This is a genomic window from Symbioplanes lichenis (genome assembly GCF_030709675.1).
Lineage (GTDB): Bacteria > Actinomycetota > Actinomycetes > Mycobacteriales > Micromonosporaceae > Actinoplanes > Actinoplanes lichenis.
Genome location: NZ_JAUZQD010000008.1, coordinates 17,621 through 38,257, shown reverse-complemented (window position 1 = coordinate 38,257; position 20,637 = coordinate 17,621). Strand labels below are relative to the sequence as shown.

Annotated in this window: 20 protein-coding genes; 7 read left to right on the top strand and 13 right to left on the bottom strand. The window is 73.5% G+C overall.

Annotated elements, in window-relative coordinates; all coding sequences use genetic code 11:
* Positions 1-15: 15 nt before the first annotated feature.
* The 7 genes from RAN62_RS20110 to RAN62_RS20080 form a co-directional block, all read right to left on the bottom strand.
* Complete coding sequence (locus RAN62_RS20110; RefSeq protein WP_305786235.1) at positions 16-504, bottom strand: GNAT family N-acetyltransferase; 489 nt, start codon at positions 502-504, stop codon at positions 16-18.
* Positions 501-1,256 carry an alpha/beta hydrolase gene (locus RAN62_RS20105; protein WP_305786234.1) on the bottom strand — a complete coding sequence of 252 codons (756 nt, stop codon included), beginning with the start codon at positions 1,254-1,256 and terminating at the stop codon, positions 501-503. Before RAN62_RS20105 ends, RAN62_RS20110 begins: the two co-directional genes overlap by 4 nt.
* On the bottom strand, positions 1,253-2,578 hold the full coding sequence (locus RAN62_RS20100) for a flavin-containing monooxygenase (protein ID WP_305786233.1): 1,326 nt from the start codon (positions 2,576-2,578) through the stop codon (positions 1,253-1,255). Before RAN62_RS20100 ends, RAN62_RS20105 begins: the two co-directional genes overlap by 4 nt.
* 15 nt (positions 2,579-2,593) lie before the next feature.
* Positions 2,594-3,268 (bottom strand): endonuclease/exonuclease/phosphatase family protein, encoded by a 675-nt coding sequence (locus RAN62_RS20095; RefSeq protein WP_305786232.1) that lies wholly within the window; start codon positions 3,266-3,268, stop codon positions 2,594-2,596.
* A 5-nt stretch (positions 3,269-3,273) separates the two neighbouring features.
* Positions 3,274-4,245, bottom strand: coding sequence for an ROK family glucokinase (locus tag RAN62_RS20090; protein ID WP_438874524.1), 972 nt, complete (start codon positions 4,243-4,245; stop codon positions 3,274-3,276).
* 14 nt (positions 4,246-4,259) lie between these two features.
* Complete coding sequence (locus RAN62_RS20085; protein ID WP_305786231.1) at positions 4,260-5,063, bottom strand: hypothetical protein; 804 nt, start codon at positions 5,061-5,063, stop codon at positions 4,260-4,262.
* A 92-nt stretch (positions 5,064-5,155) separates the two neighbouring features.
* Positions 5,156-5,599, bottom strand: coding sequence for an SRPBCC family protein (locus RAN62_RS20080; RefSeq protein ID WP_305786230.1), 444 nt, complete (start codon positions 5,597-5,599; stop codon positions 5,156-5,158).
* Positions 5,600-5,781: 182 nt separating this feature from the next.
* Between RAN62_RS20080 and RAN62_RS20075 the strand changes: the two genes are divergently transcribed.
* Together RAN62_RS20075 and RAN62_RS20070 are read left to right on the top strand one after the other, a co-directional pair.
* A complete protein-coding gene (locus RAN62_RS20075) occupies positions 5,782-7,473 on the top strand; it encodes a GAF domain-containing sensor histidine kinase (protein ID WP_305786229.1) in 1,692 nt (563 codons plus the stop codon).
* A 7-nt stretch (positions 7,474-7,480) separates the two neighbouring features.
* Positions 7,481-8,149, top strand: a complete 669-nt coding sequence (locus RAN62_RS20070; protein WP_023359837.1) for a response regulator transcription factor — start codon at positions 7,481-7,483, stop codon at positions 8,147-8,149.
* 175 nt (positions 8,150-8,324) lie between these two features.
* Here RAN62_RS20070 and RAN62_RS20065 read toward each other — a convergent pair whose 3' ends face one another.
* The 6 genes from RAN62_RS20065 to RAN62_RS20040 form a co-directional block, all read right to left on the bottom strand.
* Positions 8,325-8,639, bottom strand: a complete 315-nt coding sequence (locus tag RAN62_RS20065) for a thioredoxin family protein (RefSeq protein WP_305786228.1) — start codon at positions 8,637-8,639, stop codon at positions 8,325-8,327.
* 14 nt (positions 8,640-8,653) lie between these two features.
* On the bottom strand, positions 8,654-10,678 hold the full coding sequence (locus tag RAN62_RS20060) for an ABC transporter ATP-binding protein (RefSeq protein ID WP_305786227.1): 2,025 nt from the start codon (positions 10,676-10,678) through the stop codon (positions 8,654-8,656).
* A gap of 121 nt (positions 10,679-10,799) precedes the next feature.
* Positions 10,800-11,939 (bottom strand): glycosyltransferase family 4 protein, encoded by a 1,140-nt coding sequence (locus RAN62_RS20055; RefSeq protein ID WP_305786226.1) that lies wholly within the window; start codon positions 11,937-11,939, stop codon positions 10,800-10,802.
* Positions 11,936-13,192 (bottom strand): M48 family metallopeptidase, encoded by a 1,257-nt coding sequence (locus RAN62_RS20050; protein WP_305786225.1) that lies wholly within the window; start codon positions 13,190-13,192, stop codon positions 11,936-11,938. The genes RAN62_RS20055 and RAN62_RS20050 overlap by 4 nt, the downstream gene beginning before the upstream one ends.
* Positions 13,193-13,318: 126 nt before the next feature.
* Positions 13,319-13,540 (bottom strand): NUDIX hydrolase, encoded by a 222-nt coding sequence (locus RAN62_RS20045; protein ID WP_305786224.1) that lies wholly within the window; start codon positions 13,538-13,540, stop codon positions 13,319-13,321.
* A 104-nt stretch (positions 13,541-13,644) separates the two neighbouring features.
* On the bottom strand, positions 13,645-15,000 hold the full coding sequence (locus RAN62_RS20040) for an NYN domain-containing protein (RefSeq protein ID WP_305786223.1): 1,356 nt from the start codon (positions 14,998-15,000) through the stop codon (positions 13,645-13,647).
* Between the two features lie 103 nt (positions 15,001-15,103).
* On the opposite strand from RAN62_RS20040, the gene RAN62_RS20035 reads away from it, so the two are divergent.
* From RAN62_RS20035 to RAN62_RS20015, 5 genes are all read left to right on the top strand, one after another.
* Positions 15,104-16,903, top strand: a complete 1,800-nt coding sequence (locus tag RAN62_RS20035; RefSeq protein WP_305786222.1) for a DEDD exonuclease domain-containing protein — start codon at positions 15,104-15,106, stop codon at positions 16,901-16,903.
* Between the two features lie 99 nt (positions 16,904-17,002).
* Positions 17,003-18,775 carry a RelA/SpoT family protein gene (locus RAN62_RS20030; protein WP_305786221.1) on the top strand — a complete coding sequence of 591 codons (1,773 nt, stop codon included), beginning with the start codon at positions 17,003-17,005 and terminating at the stop codon, positions 18,773-18,775.
* A 32-nt stretch (positions 18,776-18,807) separates the two neighbouring features.
* The gene (locus RAN62_RS20025) at positions 18,808-19,311 is read left to right on the top strand and encodes an NUDIX domain-containing protein (protein ID WP_305786220.1); all 504 of its coding nucleotides are present in this window, start codon (positions 18,808-18,810) and stop codon (positions 19,309-19,311) included.
* A 124-nt stretch (positions 19,312-19,435) separates the two neighbouring features.
* A complete protein-coding gene (locus RAN62_RS20020) occupies positions 19,436-20,287 on the top strand; it encodes an NTP transferase domain-containing protein (RefSeq protein WP_305786219.1) in 852 nt (283 codons plus the stop codon).
* Between the two features lie 60 nt (positions 20,288-20,347).
* A complete protein-coding gene (locus RAN62_RS20015; protein ID WP_305786218.1) occupies positions 20,348-20,635 on the top strand; it encodes an Lrp/AsnC family transcriptional regulator in 288 nt (95 codons plus the stop codon).
* Positions 20,636-20,637: the final 2 nt, after the last annotated feature.

The following is a 20,637-nucleotide window of genomic DNA, read 5'->3' as shown; positions in this document are numbered from 1 at the left end:
CTTGAGCTGTGGCGGTCAGTCGTCCTCGAGGACGGCGTAGAGGTCGGAGTCGCGCCAGCCGGTGGGCAGGAGGATCGTGCCGCGCATCCGGCCCTCGTGGCGCATGCCGATCCTGCGGAGGACGGCCGCCGAGGCGAGGTTGCGGGGGTCGCAGGTGGCATAGATGCGGTGCCGGGCGTACTCGTCGAAGCCCAGGCGGAGCAGCTGACGCGCCGCGGCCGTGGCGATGCCCTGGCCGTGGTGCCGAGGGTGGACGACGTAGCCGATCTCGGCGGCCGCCGGGCCGCGCAGGAGAAGCTCCGCCGCGCCCACGAGGCCGCCGTCGCGCAGGATGGCGAAGACCAGCCGATCCGGGCCCGCGGCGACGGCCTCGCGGACGTAGGCGGCCGTCTCCTCCTCGGTGTTCGGGCCCCACGGCTGGAAGGCCGACGACTCCGGCAGCCGGGCGTAGTCGTGCACCGCGGCGGTGTCCTCCAGCGTGAGCGAGCGGAGGGTGACCGTCACGACGGCAGCTCCTTGAGCAGCCAGTCCAGGACGGCGTCGATCGGCTCCTCCCAGCCCGGCGCCAGCATCAGGTCGTGACCCATGCCCGGGAAGAGCAGCGGCGCGCCGCCGTAGCGCGCGGCCGCGGCGTCCAGGGCGCGGCGGGTGACCACGCGGTCGTCGGGGCTGCCGAGGACCAGGGTGGGCGGGGCGCCGACCGGCTCGCCCGGGTCCGGAGCCATGATCAGCTCGCGGCAGAGCCGGGCCGGGACGCCGGCGACGCGCGCGGTGTCGGCCAGCCCGAGCTGCGGCCCGGAGAGGCGCACCGGCCGCCCGAGCAGGCCCGGCAGGGCGCCGGCCGGGTTGGCCCGGAGCGCCGCGCCCACCGCCGCCCAGCCGTTCAGCAGCGGCGCCGAGAGCACGGCCGCCCGGGCCGGATAGCGGGCCAGGGCATGGGCGACGACGAGGGCGCCGAAGCCGTGTCCGATCAGGACCGTCTGGCGCGGCAGACCGGCGGCCGCCTGCACGACGTCGTGGACGTAGGCGCGCAGGGTGCCCCGCTCGCGCGGACTGATCGCGTACGCCGGGAAGCCCCGGGTCGCCGCATGGCCGAGCCAGTGCTCGCGGAAGGACCACGCGGCGTGCCCGAGCCCCGGCACGAAGAGCAGGGGCGGCCGGCCGTCGTCGGGATGCGGCAGGGCGCTGAGCACTTCGCGCTTGACCGGGGGCACCGGCGCCGTCCAGTCCTCCGTCCGCAGCACGCGGGGGCTCATCGGGCGGGCTCCATCTCGTCGAGCAGGCCTTGGACGGCGCGCAGATAGGACAGGTGGCCCACCTCGAACCAGTGCCGCGACGAGGGCACCACCTTGAGCCGGGTCCAGCTGCGCAGCGGCCGGGACGACTCCTTCTGCTGGACGGCGGCGGCGCGGTCCGGGTCCGTCAGGCGCAGCCGCAGCCACCGGGCGACGGCGACGCTCTGCCAGTGGGCCAGCGGGAACAGCCCGGCGTCGGACTGCACCAGGCCGACCACGGCCAGCGTCGGGTGCTTGCGCGCGAACGTGTGCAGATGCAGGTCGGGGCGCCCGTCCTCGTCCATGTCGAGCAGCTCGGGGGCGAGGAAGCCGAAGTGCGGCAGGTAGCCAGTGGCGGTCACGACGAGGTCCGGGTCGATGCGCCGGCCGTCGGCGAGCTCCACCGTGGAGCCCTCCATCCGGGCCACGTCGCCGACCGCGGTGATCCGGCCGTGGCCCAGATAGTAGGCGAGCTGGCTGTTGACGACGGGATGGCTCTCGTACGGGCGGTGGTCGGGAGCCGGCAGCCCGAAGCGGGTGAGGTCGCCGACGGCCAGCCGGAGCACCCGCTCGTAGAGCCACTGGGGCAGCCGCCAGTGCAGGAGCATCTGGTCGAGCGGGCGGCCGAAGAGGTACTTGGGGGCGTACCAGTAGCCGCGCCGGGTGGAGTGCCAGACCGTCTCCGCCTGCTGGGCCGCCTCGACCGCGATGTCGCAGCCGCTGTTGCCGCCGCCGACCACCAGCACCCGGCGGCCCCGCAGCTGGGCCGGGTCCTTGAAGGCGGAGGCGTGCATCACCTTGCCGCGGAAGCCGGAGGTGTCCACGGACAGCGGCTTCGGCGCCCAGTTGTGCCCGTTGGCCGCGACCACGGCCGCGTAGCGCTGGACCCGCTCGGCGCCGCCGCCCGTGCTGCGCGTTGTGACCTCCCACCGGCCGTCGCCCGCCGGGGTCACCGCGACCACCTCGGTGCCGAACCAGATGCTGTCCCGCAGGCCGAAGTGGTCGGCGTAACGCTCGAGATAGGTCAGCAGCCGGGTGTGGTGGGGATAGTCCGGCCAGTCGTCCGGCATCGGGAAGTCGGGGAACTCGGTGAGCGGGCGGGAGGAGACCAGGTGCATCGACGCATAGACGGGACTGCGGTCGTGGCGCCAGTTCCAGGCGCCGCCGACCGACGTCTCCCGCTCGTAGCAGTCGACCGAGAAACCCTGCTCACGCAGGTTCTTGACGGTGGCCAGACCGCTGGCGCCCGCACCGATCACGCAGACCGCGTCGTGCCGGTCGGCGATGTCAGGGGTGTCTTGCACCCCGGAATACTCGCGTCAGGCGGAAGGCAGCGTCAACTCCGCCAGTACGGGAAGATGGTCGCTCGCCCGGCGGGCCGCCGCGGTGCCGACGGCCTCGTACCGGGTGACCTGGAGATCGGGCGAGAAGAACATCCCGTCGATGCGCCGCGCGGGCAGGCGCGCCGGGAAGGTGTGCCCGCACTCCGGGCTCGCGAGACCGTCGGCGACCGTGCGCCACGCGCCCCCGCCCGGGCCCTCGTTGAGGTCCGCGGCGGCGATCAGCGGGCCCTCGGCCGCGGCCAGCGCCTCTTTCCACAGGGCGGCCTGGGCGGGCCGCTCGACCGGGTCGGTGGCCAGGTGCGAGCCGGAGATCGTGAACCGGCCGCCCGGCACGGAACAGCGCGCGAACGCGGCCCCGCGCATGTGCCGGCCCGGCGTCAGCGGATATTGCAGGCACCAGGTGTCCTGCACCCGGACGCGCAGGCTGACCAGGATCAGATTGCCGAGCGACGGCAGGCCGCCGGCGGCCACGATCATGCCGCACTCGTCGGCGAGCGCGGCGCACTTGTGCCGCCAGCGGAAACGCCGCGGCGCCTCCTGCACGACCATCACGTCCGGGGCCAGCTCGCGGACCAGACCGGTCAGCGCGGACCGGTCGTCGCGCAGCCCGTGCACGTTCCAGCTGAGCACCCGCAGCGCGGCCCCGGACACGACGGTCAGATCCGCCGGGCCAGGTCGGCCGCGCCGAGCACGCCGGCCGTGTTGCCCGTCTCGGCGGCGACGATGGGCGCCACCGGGAAGCGGCTGCGGTTGGCCAGCTGCTCCTGATAGGTCGCCTGGGTCGGGCCCATCAGCAGCTCCCCGGCGTCGATCACGCCGCCCCCGACGACCAGCACCTGCGGGTCGAACGCCTGCGCGAGGTCGGCCATGGCCACCCCGAGCCAGTAGCCGATCTGGGCGAACGCGTCCCGGGCCACCCCGTCGCCGGCCTGCGCCGCCTCGGTGATCTGCCGGCCGGTGATCGCGTCGGCGTCCCCGCCGGCCAGCTTGAGCAGCAGGGCCGCCTTCTCCGGCTCCTGCCGGGCCCCGGCGCGGGCGAAGCGGACCAGCGCCTTGCCGCTCGCGTACTGCTCGAGGCAGCCCAGCCGCCCGCACCCGCACGGGTGGCCGCCGTTGACCGACTGGATGTGACCCAGCTCGCCGGCGATGCCGTTCGCCCCGCGCCACAGCTTGCCGCCGAGCACGATCCCGCCGCCGATGCCCGTCCCGACGGTGATCATCACCATCGAGTCGTCCGCCTGCCGCGCCGCGCCGAAGCGGAACTCGGCCCAGGCGGCCACGTTGGCGTCGTTCTCCAGCACGGTCGGCAGGCCGACGGCCTTCGCCACGTAGTCCCGCACCGGCTCGTCGCGCCAGGCCAGATTGGGCGCGAACAGCACGGTCGCGCCCGCGGCGTCGATCCACGCGGCGGCGCCGATGCCGACGGCCGTGGCCTCCGGGTGCTGCGCCGCCAGCTCGGTCGCCACCGCCACGATCGTGTCGCGCGTGCCGGCGGGGTCGTCGGCCGGGGTCTCGCGCCGCGTCTGCGCGATCACCTGCCCCCGCTCGTCGACCACGCCGCCGGCCACCTTCGTGCCGCCGACGTCGATTCCGATGGTCAGCGCCACGCTGCCCGTCCCCTCTGTCATCCCGGTCGCGAGGGTCAGTCGCGCCCGTCTTGCTCCGCGGCGCCGGGGTGTTCCTCCGGCGCTGCCACATCATGATCTACTGCGGAGGATCCCGCCACGGCACTTTCGCCCGGTTTCCGCCCGTTTGCGGTGGCTGCCGCCCAGACATCGCCGGTGTGACCTGTCACGACGGGTTCTTCCGCGGGCTTTTCCCTCCGCACTGAGGGCTTTCCGGGTACGGGTTTCCCGGGCACGGGCTCTTCGCGCTCGGGCTTTTCGCGCGCGGTGGCGGCGTCGCGTCGCGTGGCCGCGCCCCACGGGTCGGCGCTCTCGTCGACGGGCGCCTCGCGGGCCGGCCCGGCGGTCGCCCGAGTGGCCGCCGACCACGACTGGTCGGGCGTCGGCTCGGGCCGGGGCGGAGCGCTCCTGGCCTTCGGCGCGGTCGCCGAGCTCACCGCCGAGAAGGCGCGCATGAGGCCGGCCACGCCGGTCGCGAAGTCGCCCGCGCCCGCGGCCAGCTTCGCCGCCGTGTCGGGGCCCGGGTCGCGCATCGACGCCATGGCCCGGCAGATCGGACAGACGCAGCACTCCGGCGACCCGGTCGACCAGCCCCGATGGACGGTTGCCTTTTCCGACTTGTCGGAATTGTCGAATTCGGCATCGGAGTCGCCGGTGACGGCATCCGCGATGCGGCCGATCGCGCCGGTCACCAGGTCGCCGAGGCCGCTCAGACCACCGAAGCCGGACCCGGGCCCTCCGGAGCCGCCGGATTGCCCCTCTCCGGACCCGCTCGACTCGCTCGACCTGCCCGGCCGGCTCGCGCTTACTTGCGAGGCCATCGCGAGCACCGTGGCGACAAGCCGCTCGGCTTCTTCGCGTGCCGTTCCCGTGCTCCCCGCCATGGCCCGGCCTCCCGTTGTCAGCTCTCGGCTCAGTTGCTCTCGACGCGGCGCTTGAGCTCCTTGAGCGCCGTGTCCATGATCATCTTCTCGGCCTTGCGCTTGAACATCCCCAGCATGCCCACGGTCAGCTCGACCTCCAGGGAGTACGTGACCCGCGTCGCACCCTCCCCCTCGGCGACCAGGTCGTAGGAGCCGGTCAGCGCCTTCTGCACCTTCGACGGTGCCACGAGATGCCACTCGACGCGCGACAGGTCCTCCGCGTACGCGTAGTCGAGCTCGTAGTCGTCGGCCAGCGGCCCGGCGTCGATCACGAAGTGCACGCGCGCCGCGTAGCCGTCCTCGTACTCCTCGACGACCTCGGCCACCTTCACCGCGTCGGCCCACTCCGGATAGCGCGGGAAGTCGCAGATCACCGCGGCCACGACGGCCGGCGGGGCCTGGATGAGGATCGACTGCGTCGACGTGTCCGCCATGGCTGGGAGGCTACCCGGTACCGGTCCCGGCACGGCGATCTCCCCCGCTCACCAGCCCGGCGCGTTGCCGCCCTCCCCTCCGCTCACCGGGTCGCGGTGCACCGCCGCCTCCGACGTTCGCCGGGCCGGTGCGCCTGTCGCCCGATGGGCCGCGCCGACCCCCTGCGGCTACGATCCGTCACGTGCCAGCCTCAGCCAGCGTCCCCCTGCGCCTCCATCCGCTCGCCGTGGCCGCCCGTCTCGTCATGCTCGCCCTCGTCACCGCGCTCACCCTGATCGCGACGCAGGACTGGAAGCAGCTCGGGTGGATCGCGTTGCTGCTGATCGCCGCCCTGCCCGCGGTGCTGGCCCCGGACCACCGGTTCGCGGCGCCGCTGGGCCGGATCGCCGAGGTCACGATCACCGGACTGGCCGCCGGATCCGTCGCGGCGGCCGCCAACACCCTCGGCACGGTCGACGTGGGCTTCGGCGCCGAGGCCGTCCTCCCGTACCTGGCTGTGCCGCTCCTCACCGCCGCCCTGCGCCGCCGTCCCACCGAGGGTGCCGCCCTGCTCGGCGTCGCCGCCGTGGCGATGGTCGTCGGCGGCGTCGTCGTGGGCGGGGGCACCGCGGTCATCACCCAGCTCGGCTATCTCGCCGCGGGCGCGCAGTGGCTGGTGCTCGGGGCGATCATGACGTTCGCCGCGGACACCATGCGGCAGTTCATGACCCCCGCGGAACCCCAGCCCCAGCCGTACGAGGAAGCCACCCGCCTGCTGACCCAGCTGCGCAGCGTGGCCCGATCGCTGCCGGGGGCGACGCTGGACCCGGGCGGCATCTCGGAGCACTTGCTGGAGGAGTTGCGTACCGTCGCGCCCGCGGCCCGGACGGCGGTGCTGTCGGCCAGTGGCGGCGGACGGCTCGTCGTGCTGGCGCAGTCGGGGGCCGAGCGGGTCGACTGGGAAACCACGCTCGACGCGGACTCCGCCATCGCCGACGCGTGGGCCTCGCAGACCCCGATCACGGCCAACCGGTCGCAGGCCCGCTCGCACGCCGGCGGGGAGGCGTCGTCGCTGGTCGTGCCGCTGGTCGCGGGGGTCCGTACGATCGGGCTGGTCGTCCTGGAGGCCGACACCGCGAGCGCCTACCCCTCACCGGTGATCGCCAAGGTCACGGACGTGACCGGACCGGCCGCCCTGCGGCTCGAGGCCGCCCTGCTCTTCGACGAGGTGCGCTCGCTGGCGACCAATGAGGAGCGTCAGCGGCTCGCCCGCGAGATCCACGACGGCGTGGCGCAGGAGCTCGTGATGGTCGGCTACGGCATCGACAACGCCCAGGCCACCCTGCCCGACGGCGCCGACGAGACCGCCGAGGAGCTGCGCACGCTCCGCAGCGAGGTGACCCGGGTCATCACCGAGCTGCGGCTGAGCCTCTTCGAGCTGCGCTCCGAGGTGGACCGCAACGGCGGCCTGGCGGCGGCGATCGCCGAGTACGCGCGGACCCTCGGCACCTCGGCCGGCCTGCGCGTCCACTTCACCTTCGACGAGTCCACGGCCCGGCTGCCCGCCGCGACGGAGGCCGAGCTGCTGCGCATCGCCCAGGAGGCGATCACCAACGCGCGCAAGCACGCCGGCGCGTCCAATCTGTGGGTCACGTGCACGGTCGATCCCCCGTACGCGGAGATCGAGGTCTCGGACGACGGCAAGGGCTTCGCCGACGACCGTCCGGACGGGCGCTACGGCCTTGCGATCATGGCGGAGAGAGCGGAACGTATCCGGGGTCGGCTGGAGATCAGGCCGCGACACCCCAGCGGGACAACCGTAGCGGTAGTGCTCGGAACCTCCGCTCGGCGCGATAGCGTGCGGGATAGCGTTTCCGCACCAGAAGGGGAGTAACCCGAGCATGTCGACCAGTCCGATGCCGACGACCCGCACCAAGGTGCTGCTCGTCGACGATCACGACCTGATCCGTAAGGGGCTGCGGCACGCGTTCGAGCGGGACCGGCAGTTCGAGGTGGTCGGCGAGGCCGCCACGGCCGCCGAGGCCGTCCGCCAGGCCGGCGCGCTCCAGCCCGACGTCGTCATCATGGACCTCCGGCTGCCCGACGGCAGCGGCCTCGAGGCGACCCGCGCCCTGCGCAAGAACAACGCGAACATGGGCATCGTGGTGCTGACCATGTACGCGGGCGACGACCAGCTCTTCGGTGCGCTCGAGGCCGGGGCCAGCGCATTCGTCCCCAAGACGGCCCCCGCCGACGAGGTCGTGGCGGCCGCCCGGCACGCGGCGTCGGCGCCCAGCGCGTTCACCGCGGCCGATCTCGCCGAGGCCATGAAGCGCCGGCTCGCCCCCTCCGGCCCGCAGCTCTCCCCGCGCGAGGGCCAGGTCCTGCGCCTGCTCGCCGACGGCATGAGCGTGGCCGGGATCGCCAAGCAGCTCTTCGTCTCGGAGTCGACGGCCAAGACCCACATCTCGAAGCTCTACGAGAAGCTCGGTGCGGCCAACCGCGCCCAGGCCCTCATGACCGCGCTGCGGCTGGGGCTGCTCGAGGCGCCCGACGCCCCCAAGTTCTGATCTCTCCCGCCACCGCCGGTTCCCGCTTTCGGGGACCGGCGGTGTTCTCGTTGTCACCCGTTCGGGTGGACTATTCGCATCAAGCGGACATCTGCGGCGTGTCCCGACACGTCAATTTTCACTCATGGCAGCGCCGCCATCACCGCCCCACTCGGCGCCGCGCGGCCTCGCTTTCTTACGGCATGGCCGCGGCCACCGCGGTCAGCAGCTGCGGCTTCGTCGGCACCCCGGCCGCCCGCTTCGCCACCCCACCGCGCGCGTCCAGCACCAGCAGCGTCGGCGTCTGCTCGATCCCCAGCGCCCGCACCGCCTCGAGATGGCTCTCCGCGTCGACCTCGACGTGGCGCACCCCCGGCACCAGGGCGGCGACCTCGGCGCTGACCCGGCGCAACGCCCGGCACGGCGCGCAGAAAGCCGTCGAGAACTGCAGCAGCGTCACGCCACCCGGCTCCACGCCCAGCTCGGCCCGCAGGCCCTCGTCGATCTCCACGGCTCAACTGTGCCTCACGCCGCGTCCTGATAGGCACTCGCCTGCAGCGTGAACAACTGCTCATAGGTGCCGCCGACCGCCATCAGCGCCTCATGGTCGCCCTCTTCCACCAGCTCACCGTGGTCGAAGACATAGATCCGGTCGGCCTCGCGGACGCTGGCCATGCGGTGCGTGATGAGCACCACGGTACGGCCGGCGGCCAGCTCGCGCAGCCGGCTGTAGATGTCGTGCTCGGCCCGCGCGTCGAGGTTGGCCGTGGGCTCGTCGCAGATCAGCAGCGGCGCGTCCCGATAGAACGCCCGGCTCACGGCCAGCCGCTGCCACTGCCCGCCGGAGAGGTCGGCGCCGTCGGTGAAGTGCCGGGACAGCAGGGTCTGGTACTCGCGGGGCAGCTCCATCACGAAGTCGTGCGCGTCGCCTGCCCGGGCCGCGCGGTGCACGTCCGGGGTGTGCGCCTGCCGTTCGTACCGGCCGATGGTGATGGATTGGCGGGCCGAGAGCGGCCAGCGGGTCGGCTCCTGCATGACCACGGCGACCCGGCGGCGCACCGACTCCGGGTCGATGCCGGCGAGGTCGCGGCCGTCCCAGGTGATCCGCCCGGACTCGGGCCGGTAGAGCCCCGCCAGCAGGCTCGCGAGCGTCGACTTGCCGGACCCGTTCTCGCCCACCAGCGCGATGATCTCGCCGCGGCGCAGGGTCATGCTGACATCGCGTACGGCCGCCCGCTCGGCATCCGGATACCGGAACGTGACCCCCTCGACCCGGATCTCCTCGAACGCGGGTGGCGCTTCGTGCCCGGCGCCCGGCTCGGAACGCGCGCGTGACAGCTCACAGAAGCCCTGGAAGTCGGAGAAGTACAGCCCTTGTTCGAACACCCGGTTCGCGCTGTACGCCAGCTCGGTCAGCTTCCCGATCCCGGTGCTGATCGCATACGCGGCCGCCCCACCCGCGGCCAGCTCCATGCGCCCGGTCCACAAGAGCCAGAGCAGCATCGCGTACGTCACCCCGGTCGCCACCGAACTCAGCGAGTTGCCGATCAAGGTCGTGCGTACCTGTTGCGTGGAAAGCCGGATCTCCTCCCGCGTCGCCGCCGCCAGCAGCCGCCGGATCTCGGTGAGCAGGAACTCCCGGACCGTGAAGGCCCGCAGCTCGGCGGCCGGCTCCCGCGCCGCCAGCAAGTGCGCGAGCATCCGCTGCCGCCGCCACACCGTGATGTACTTCAACATCTGCCGGTACCCGAGCCGCGCCGACCGCACCGCCGCCCACGCGATCGGCACCACGGCCACCACCAGCAGCGGCAGCAGCACCGGATGCAGCACCGCCAGCACGCTCGCCGCCGCGACCAGCCCGATCAGGTTGGTGCCCAGCTCGACGGCCCGGTCCACCAGCATCTGCCCGGCCATGATGCCCCGGTCCCGCGCCCGCTCCATGGCGTCGCGCCAGTCCGGGTCGTCGAACGTGGACAGCCCCACCGCCGTGGTCAGCTCCAGCAGCCGCATCTCGGCCGCCTGATACACCAGCGGCGACAACCGCCCGTTCGCCGCCGCGGCGGCCGAGGTCAGCGCCCCGCGCACGGCCAGCGCCCCCACCAGCAGAAGCAGCGAGGGTACGGCCGCCCGCACCCGCTCCGGCGTCGCCCCCGCCTGCAACAGCCCGTCGAACACCCCCACCACACTGATCAGCCCCGCAGCACTGGCCACCCCGCCGAGCAGCTGCAGCACCACGAGCGCCGCCGTGGTCCGCGGACTGGCTCGCCACGCCAGCGCCCACGCGTCCCGCAGCAGCCGGGGCAGGCGCCGGCACATCTGCAGAAAGCTCGCCTTGGCCGCCTCCTCCGTGCTCCGCAACCAGTAGGGCAGCGCCAGCTCGGACTCCTCGCCCTCGTCGCTCTCCAGCGCAGCAGTCAACGGCCCGGCGCCGTCGCCCTGCTCCCCGACGCTCTTCTCCCCGTCGCCGGCGCCGGCGGGCTCCGGCGGCACGGTCTCTCCGGTGGCAGCATCCTGAGAACTCGCGTGGGCCATCAACGGCTCCCGTCCCATGGGCTCTCCGCCGTTCCTACCCCGCCCTGACGCAAAGCGTCCACCCACCCACCATGAGTGACCGCCATTCACCCCTATCTGGCACGCCCCGCCCCGCCGCCTCACGCCGGGTCCCGCCGCGTCACGCCGGGTTGCGCAGCAGCTCCCCCAGGCGCGCCGCCTTCGTCTCCCAGCGCCACTCCGCCTCGACCCACGCGCGCCCGGCCGCCCCCATCCGCCGCGCCAGCTCGCGGTCGCCGAGCAGCCTCGCCACCCGGTCGGCCAGCGCCGCCACGTCGCGGCCGCCGACGACGTAGCCGGTCTCGCCCTCGCGCACCGCGTCCGGCGCACCGCCCGAGTCGCCCGCCACGACCGGCAGCCCGGTGGCCGACGCCTCCAGGTAGACGATGCCCAGCCCCTCGACGTCGAGGCCCGCGCTCCGGGTGCGGCACGGCATCGCGAAGACGTCCCCGGCCGCGTAGTGCGCCGGCAGCTCCTCCCACGGCACCGAGCCGGTGAAGACCACGTCGGACTCGACGCCCTGGGCGCGCGCCAGCTCGGTCAGCTTCTTCCGGTAAGGCCCCCCGCTCACGATCAGCAGCGCCGCCCCGGGCACCCGCCGCCGCACCTCCGGCAGCGCGCGGATCAGCATGTCCTGGCCCTTGCGAGGCACGAGGCGGGAGATGCACACCACGACGGGCCGGTCGCTCAGACCCCACGAGGCCCGGACCGCCGACCCGTCGACGCCGGGGTGATAGGCGTCGACGTCGACGCCGGGCGTGAGCCGCTCGAGCGCGGTGCGGCCGTGCAGCGCCCCGTCCAGCCGCCGCCGCTGGTAGTCGGTGAGATAGGTGACGACGTCATTGCCCCGGCCGATGCGCTGGAGCAGCTGCCGGGCGCCGGGCAGGGCCGCCCAGCCGATCTCGTGCCCGTGCGTGAGGGCGACGGCCCGCTCGATCCCGGCCCGCCGCCGCAGTCCCCCGGCCAGCAGCCCGAGCGGCGCCGCCGCCCCGAACCACACCGAGTCGCACTCGTGGGACCGCGCGATCTCCGCCGCCCGTTTCGCCACGGCCGGCGTGGGCAGCAGCACCCCGGTGTCCTCCCGGATCACCTCGAACGGCTGCTCGGCGTCGAACTTCTCCGCCCCCCGCCACGTCGACGCGTAGACGACCACCGATCCGGCCGGCTGCCGCACCGCCAGGTTGTGCACGAACTGCTGGATGCCGCCCGGCCGCGGCGGAAAGTCGTTCGTGACCAGCAGCGTCCGCCCGGTGCCCGTCATCGTTCTCCTCGTGCGTAGGCGGCGGCCGCGGCGATGCGCTCCACCGTGGAGGGGTGGGACGCGGTCAGCGTGTGCTCCCACGCCGGCGGGTCCGGGTCGGACAGGTTGACGGTGCCGAGGCGGCGCTGCATCGCGGCCATGGTCTCCGGCTCGCCGGTCAGCTCCAGGGCGTGGTCGTCGGCCCGGGCCTCGATCCGGCGCGAGACGAACGCCTGCGCCGGCCCGCCGATCAGGCCCGCGAGCGTCACCAGCGCGAGCAGCAGCGCGATCGCCCGCGGCTCGCCCATCGACTCGACGCCGGCCCAGCGCAGCAGCCAGCCCAGCGAGCCGAGCAGATAAAGCGCCACCACCGCGGCGGCCGCCCCGAGCGCCCCCAGGATCGTGCCGGTCAGCACGTCGTTGCGCTTGGCGTGGCCCAGCTCGTGGGCCGCGACGGAGACGACCTCGTCGGGGGTGGCCTCGGTGAGCATGGTGTCGTAGACGACGATGCGGCGCGTGGGGCCGAACCCCGACACATAGGCGTTGACCGCCCGGGTGCGCCGGGACGCGTCGGCGACGAGCACGTCCTTGACCGGGACGCCGTCACGCGCCGCCAGCTGCATCAGCTCGCTGCGCAGCGGGCCCGCCGCCATCGGCGTGAACTTGTTGAAGATCGGCTCGACCACCACGGGCAGCACGAACGACAGCAGCACGACGAGCACCGCCGCGCCCGTCGCCCCGAAGGCCCACCACCAGCGCGGCGCGAGCCGGGTCACGGTGAAGAAGCCGAGCAGGACGACGCCGCCCAGCACGGCACCCACCGCGTAGGACTTGGCGAGGTCGACGGCCCAGGCACCCCACGACTGGGTGGAGATGCCGTAGTCCACGACGATCCGGTGCCGCCAGGCCGCGAAGGGCAGGGTCAGCACCTCGACCACGAGCACGACCAGCAGCCCGCCGAGCACGGCCCGCGCGATCCAGTGGTCGCCGAACGGCCGCCCGGCCAGGCTCACCAGCCGCGCCCCGAGCGGCGTCAGCCCGAGGACGAGGGCGCCGGCCAGGCCGAGGACCATCGATCCGTACGTCGCCGGGCGCAGCGCCGCGTGGAAAGCCCGCGCCCGCGCGACCTGCTCGGCCGGGAACTCCCGCAGCGCGGCCACTTGATCGGCCCGGGGCGCCGGCGGCCGATGCCACGGAACAGTCGCGGCGGCGAAGGCGGCCAGCGCCACCACCAGCACGGCCAAGGCACACAAGGCCCACCCACGCGGTGTCACACGCCCACCTCCCGCCGGTAAAAGAAAAGGGAGGCCCAATCCTAGGTCGTCAAGAGCACCGCCCGGCGGAGCCGCCACCCCGCCTGTGGACAACTCAAGGCGACACGGCCCGAAGCGCCGAGATGATCACGCCACGTGTCCGCGCGGCCGGAACAGCGGCACGGACACCGGCGGCTCCGGCGTCTCCAGCAGCTCCACCTCGAACCCCGCCAGCTCGAAGACCTCCACCGCCCGCACCTCCGCGGGCGTCAGGTCGGCGAGCCCGTCCGGCGTGTCCGCCAGCGTCTTGATCAGGCAACCCTCGCATCCGCGCCCCCGTCCGGGGCAGCGGCCACAGTCGATGAGCATCCTTCCTCCTCACCGGCGGCGACCCGGCCGCGATCCGGGGGAAGTGCGTGCCGCGGACCGGCCACCATCGGTAACCATCACGCTAGGCGAGGGGTACGACAAAATTACGTGCGCGACAGCCGGCGCAGCAGGGAGTCGGCCCCCATCGGGTACGCCCCGTGCCGCCGCACCCCGTCCGCGACCTCCCGGTCCGACGAGATCACCACCAGCGGCCGCCCCGCCGGCTCGGCCCGCACCAGCTGCCGGATGAGCTCGTCCGCGGTGTCGCCCTTGTGCGAGAAGAGCACCCGCACCCCGCGCGGCGCGGGCGGCAGCCCGTGCACCCGCTCCGCCCCGTCGAAGACCACGGTCACCTCGTCGCCCGTCTGCGCGGCGATCCCGCCCAGCCCGGTGATGAGGCGCTTGCGCTGCTGCTCCAGCGACATCTCGGCGAAGCCGCGCTTGGTGACGTTGTAACCGTCGACGATCAGATGCGCGCGGGGCAGCGCGAGGAGCTGGTCGAGCCGCCCCGGGTCGTCGGTGTCCTGCGCGCGGGGCCGGGACCGCTCCAGCGCCGCGGGCCGGTCGGCGGCGTGGTCGGCCACGAAGTCGGCGGGCAGCTTGTCCTGCGGCCCGAGGGCCAGCTCGCGGCGCAGACCGGTCGCCGCCTGCCCGATGGTCTCGAGCAGCAGCCAGAGGCGGGCGTCGCCGGCGGCCCGGGCGTCCTTGACCGTCTGCTTGCCCGAGGCGGCCTGGGCCTCGGCTTCCGCGAGGCGCGCCTTCATCCTGCGTACCTCGGCGTCGTGCTCGGCCGCGGCCTTGGCCGCGCGTCCCTTCTCGGTGGCCACCAGGTCGGTCGCGCGCTTGTGGGCGGCCTGGGTCTCGCGCAGGGCGCGGGCGGCGCTGCGGGCCTCCTCGCGCACCTGGCCGAGCTCCTCGCGGACCCGGGCCAGCTCGTCGCGGAGCTTGTCGGCCTCGACCTTGGCCACGGCGCGGTCGTGCTCGGCCCGGGCGGCCCGCTGCTCGGCCTCGCGGATCTGGCTCGCCACGGCGGCGCTGTCGGCCTCGGCGCGCACCGACTCGCCGGCCGCCTCGATCAGCGTGAGCCAGCTCTCGGGGCGGGCCAGATAGGCCAGCGCGGCCACCTCGACGGGGTCGGCCGCGGCGGGGGCCAGCCCGGCCGCGACGGCCTCGCCCAGGTCACCGGCGTCGGTGAGGATCTTGCCGCCGAGCCGCTGGCGGAAGAGCGGGTCCGCGGCGAGCTGGGCGGCGATCGCCTGACCGCCCAGCCGGGCCCGGCGGTTGGGGGCGAAGCGGGCGACCCGGCGCAACGCGACCGGGACCTCCTCGCCCGGCAGCCCGGGCAGCGCCGCGGCGGCCAGGGTGGTGATGCGCTGCCGCACGGCCTCCGGGAGGGAGGGCTCGTCGAGAGGCGCCGCCACCTCCTCGGGGCGGTCGTCGGACTCGTGCGGCGCGGACATCTTCCTATTCTTCCACCCTGGGCAGGGAAAAAGCTTGCGGAGGCAAGTGATGTTTCCGGCCGGCCCGGAGGGAATGTCACACCCTGCCTCTACTCTGCCCGCCGTGGCACAACCGGCATATGTCCAGGGCACTCTGGACACCCTGCTCACCGCCGACGGATCGGTCGACCCCGCGGCCCTCTCCCTGCGGGACACCACGTTCGTGGTACTCGACCTGGAGACCACGGGCGGCGCTCCCGACGGCGGCGGCATCACCGAGATCGGGGCGGTCAAGGTCCGCGCGGGCGAGGAGCTGGGCGTCTTCGCGACGCTGGTCAACCCGGGCGAGCCGCTGCCGCCGTTCATCACGGTGCTGACCGGCATCACCGAGGCGATGCTGGCCCCGGCGCCGCCGATCGAGGTGGTGCTGCCGAGCCTGCTCGAGTTCCTGCGCGGGGCGGTGCTGGTCGCGCACAACGCCCCGTACGACGTGGGGTTCCTGAAAGCGGCCTGTGCGCGGCACGGCTATCCGTGGCCCAACCCGCGCGTGGTGGACACGGCGGCGCTGGCCCGGCGGGCGCTGACCCGCGACGAGGTGCCCAACCGCAAGCTCGGCACGCTGGCGCAGTTCTTCGGGGCCGCGGTCACGCCCAACCACCGGGCGCTCGACGACGCGCGGGCCACCGTCGACGTGCTGCACGGGCTGATCGAGCGGCTGGGCAGCTTCAAGGTCCACACGCTGGGCGACGCGGTCGAGTTCGCCAAGGTCATCACGCCCGCCCAGCGCCGCAAGCGGCACCTCGCCGATGATCTGCCGCACGTGCCGGGGGTCTATGTCTTCCGGGCCGCCGACGACCGCCCGCTCTATGTGGGCACGTCCGTCGACATCGCCAAGCGGGTGCGCAGCTATTTCACGGCCGCGGAGAAACGCGCCCGGATGTCCGAGATGATCGCCGCGGCGACCCGGGTCGAGGCGGTGGAGTGCGCGCACCCGCTCGAGGCCGAGGTCCGTGAGCTGCGTCTCATCGCGTCGCACGCGCCGCCCTACAACCGCCGGTCGAAATATCCCGAGCGCGTCGTCTGGCTCAAGCTGACCGCCGAGGCGTACCCCCGGCTGTCGGTCGTGCGGCAGCTGGCCGAGGACGGCGCGTCCTATCTGGGCCCGTTCTCGTCGCGGCGCACCGCCGAGCTCGCCGCCGCGGCCGTCTATGACGCCGTCCCCTTGCGCCAGTGCACCCACAAGCTCTCGCTGCGCACCAGGACCGCGGCCTGCGCGCTGGCCGAGCTGGGGCGGTGCCCGGCGCCCTGCGAGCACCTGATCACCCCCGAGGAGTACGCGGCCACGGCCGCCGACCCGTTCCGCACGGCGACCCACGGCGACCCCGAGCCGCTGGTCGAGGCGTTGATGGCGCGCATCGAGGCGATGTCCGCCCAGCAGCGCTACGAGGAGGCGGCGGTGCTCCGGTCGCGACTCGTGGCCCTGCTTCGCGCCGTCGTACGCATGCAGCGGCTGGGCGCCCTGACCCGGCTCGGCGAGCTCGTGGCCGCCCGGCGCAACGACGCGTACGGCTGGGACATCGCCGTGGTCCGCCACGGCCGGCTCGCCGCCGCGGCCTCCTCGCCGCCCCGGGTGCACCCCCGGCCGACCCTCGACATGGCCCTCGCGACGGCCGAGACGGTCCTACCGGGACCGGGGCCCGTGCCCGCCGCGACGGCCGAGGAGACGGAAAAGATCCTCGCGTGGCTCGACAAGCCGGACACCCGGCTGGTGGAAGTTTCCGGCGACTGGGTGTCACCGGCGCGTGGCGCTGCGCGGTTCACTAGCCTCCTCACCAGGGCGGAAGCCGCGTCGTCGAGAAGAGACTCATCCGTTCGCTCATCGGTAACTGACCGTTCGGACGACGCTCGCTCGCTTAGGCTGTAGGGAACTCGGTTGGCTCCCCCGAAACAGGGGTAGGGGCTTTCGGAGCGAAGTGGCGATCCCGCGCCCGGAGCGCGGGCGAAGCGGTGAGGAGGTGTCCGAGTGGACGTCGACGCCGGCCACGGCGCCGCGCTGGGACGTGCCTTGCCCGCAACGCCGCTCGCGCGGCGGCTCCGGTCCTTCCTCAGCTTCCAGGGCAACGACGACGACCCGGTCACCACTCTGACCCGGACCCATCGCGCAGTCCATCCGACCGCCGACGCCGCGGTCCTGCGCCGCAGCTACGCGGTCGCGGAAAACATGCACCGCGGGCAGTTCCGCAAGAGCGGCGATCCCTACATCACCCATCCGCTCGCGGTCGCCCAGATCTGCGCCGAGCTCGGGATGGACACGACGACGCTGGTCGCGGCCCTGCTGCACGACACCGTCGAGGACACGAGCTACACGCTGGAGACGCTGCACGGCGACTTCGGGCCCGAGGTGAGCCATCTCGTCGACGGCGTGACCAAGTTCGACAAGGAGTTCTACGGCAAGGCCGCCGAGGGCGAGACCATCCGCAAGATGATCGTCGCGGCCGGCAAGGACGTCCGGGTCCTGGTGATCAAGCTCGCCGACCGGCTGCACAACATGCGCACGCTCGGCGCCCGCTCCCCCGCCTCCCGCGCCCGCATTGCCACGGCCACCCTCGACGTGCTGGTGCCGCTCTGCGACCGGCTCGGCATCCAGGCCCTCAAGCGCGACCTCGACGACGTGGTGCTCTACCACCTCGAGCCCGACTCCTTCGCGCGCATCGACGAGCACGTGAAGAACCGCCCGGGCTGGGACGAATATCTCGCTGACGTCACCGCCAAGGCCCGCACGGCCCTGCGCCGGTCCCGCGTCGACGCCGAGGTCACGCCCCGCCCCCGCCACTACTACTCGATCTGGAAGGACACGGTCGCGGGCGGGCACGCCGTCCCCTTCGACCTGCCCCGCATCGCCGTGGTGGTGGACGGCCCCGAGACCGACTGTTACGCCGCGCTCGGTGCCATCCACGGGCAGTGGCGCCCGGTGGCCGGCCGGTTCAAGGACTTCATCGCCACCCCGAAGAACAACCTCTACCGCTCGCTGCACACCACGGTGACGGGCCCGGAGGGGCGCCTGGTCGAGGTCCTCATCCGCACGGTCTCGATGCACCGGTGCGCCGAATACGGCGTGGCGACCGGCTACCGCTTCCCCAAGTCCGAGATGGCGTCGCCGGGTCAGGACCAGCTCACCTGGCTCAAGCGGGTGCTCGACTGGCAGGAGGAGGCGACGGACGCGAGCCAGTTCCTCGCCTCCCTGCGCTGCGACCTGTCCGAGGCGCAGATCACCGTCTTCGCCAAGGGCCGGATGGTCGAGCTGCCGTCCGGATCCACGCCGGTCGACCTCGCGTACGAGCTCAATCCCGACCAGGGTGACCAGACGCTCGCCGCGACCATCAACGGGCGTCTCGCCCCGCTGAGCTCGGAGCTCCGCGACGGTGACGTCGTGGAGATCTTCTCGGAGAATGAGAGCCAGGTCCCCGCGGCGCCCGGCGCGCAGAAGGGCCCCCGCAAGGAGTGGCTCGAGTTCGTCAAGTCGACCCAGGCCCAGATGCAGATCAAGCGCCACTTCTCGGAGGAGAACGCGCCCGGCATCAGCATCCAGGACAAGGTGCGCCTGGGCCGCGCCACCATCGGGCTGACGCTGCGCAAGCACGACCGCGGCCTGGCCAGCGAGGTGCCGCTGCGGCGGCTGGCCGAGGAGCTCGGCTATCCCGACCTGGAGACCATGCTGGTGGCCGTGACCGAGCGCAATCTCGAGCCCGACCAGGTGGTCGAGCAGCTCATCGCCCTGGTCGACCACCCCGACTAGGCGGGTTGGCGATCACCGATAGCCTGTGCGACGTGAAGATTCCCCGGCGGGTGCGCGGTGCGGCCTATCGAGCGTTCTACAACCTGCCGCACCCGGTGCGCCGCGGAATCGTCCGCATGGTGGTCCCGAAATACACGGTCGGGGCCGTCTGCCTGATCCGCGACGCCGAGGCGCCCGAGCCGGGCCGCCTTCTGCTGCTGCGTCAGCCGCCCGGCCGCGCCTGGGGCCTGCCCGCCGGCCTGCTCAAGAAGGCCGAGCCGCCGCACGTCGGCGCCGCCCGCGAGCTGCGCGAGGAGTCCGGCGTCCGGATCGACCCCGACGACCTCGAGCCCGCCACGCCCAACGCCATCGTGCACGCCAAGGGTTGGGTCGACATGATGTTCACCGGCTCGGTCCCGGCCTCGACGACGGAGCTGATCGTGGACGGCGGCGAGGTGATCGAGGCCGGCTGGTTCGCGCTGGACGACCTGCCCAGGCTCACCCCCAACACGGCCAAGGTCCTCGGCGTCTACGGCATGGGCCCGCACGCCTCATGACCGCCCTCCACACCGCCCGCCCGGCCCGCGGCTCCGTGATGATCGGCCTCCACACCGTCCGCCCGGCCCGCAGCTTTGTGATGATCGGCCTCCACACCGTCCGCCCGGCCCGCGCGGTTTCGTGATGGCCGGCATCTGCGCGGTCGTCCTCGCGGCCGGCGAGGGGCGGCGGCTGCGTCCCCTGACGACACTGCTGCCGAAGGCCCTGTGCCCGGTCGGCAACATCGCCCTCCTCGACCGCGCTCTGCAACGCGTCGAGGCGCTCGGGCTCGACGCCGCCGTCAACGCCGCCTACCTGGGCGAGCAGGTCGTCGCCCACGCCGGCGCCCGCGCCCACGTCTCGGTCGAGCCGGACGGCCCGCTGGGCACCTCGGGCGGCCTCGGCCTGCTCCGCGACTGGATCGACGGCCGCGGCGTCCTGGTCGGCAACGCGGACGCCTACCTGGCCGATCCCGCCCGCGCCCCGGGCAAGGACATCGCCGCACTGCTCGACGGCTGGGACGGCAACTCGGTCCGCATGCTCACCACGGCGCCCCGGCCCGGCCGGGCGGGCGAGTTCGGCGGAGAGTGCTTCGCGGGCTTCTCGCTGCTTCCCTGGCGCTACGTGCGCGACCTCACCCCCGCCTTCTCCGACCTGGTCCGGACCGTCTGGCGCCCCGCGGAGGCGGCGGGAGACCTTTCCCTGATCCGGTACGCCGGGACCTACATCGACACCGGAACCCCCGCCGACTACCTGGCCGCCAACCTTCACGCCGCCGGCACAGCCGACCCCACGGCAGTCGCCACCGTCACGGCGTCCGTCATCGGCCCCGGCGCCACCATCACCGGAGACGTCACCGAGTCGGTCATCGGCCCCGGCGCCACCGTCGCCGGCACCGTCACCCGCAGCGTCGTCTGGCCCGGCGCGACCGTCGCCCCCGGCGAGACCCTCACCGGCGTCATCCGCGCCGGCGCCGACATGACCGTCCGAGCCTGACCCGCAGTCACCGGCGCGGGAAGGCCCTAGCATGAAGCGACGCCGATCAGAGGAGCCCGCGTGAACACCGCCATCGTGCACATCGACTGCGCCACCGACCAGATTCCCGAGGTGGCCGAGGCCCTCGCGGCGACGCCCGGGGTCAGCGAGGTCTATTCCGTGGCCGGCGGCGCGGACCTGATCGCCATCGTGCGCGTCCCGAAGTTCGACGACATCGCCGAGGTCATCGCGGGCCGCATCTCCAAGACCCCCGGCGTCGTCAACACCGAGACCTACATCGCCTTCCGCGCCTACTCCCGCCACGACCTCGAGGACGCCTTCGCGATCGGCCTCCCCGACGCCGACTGACC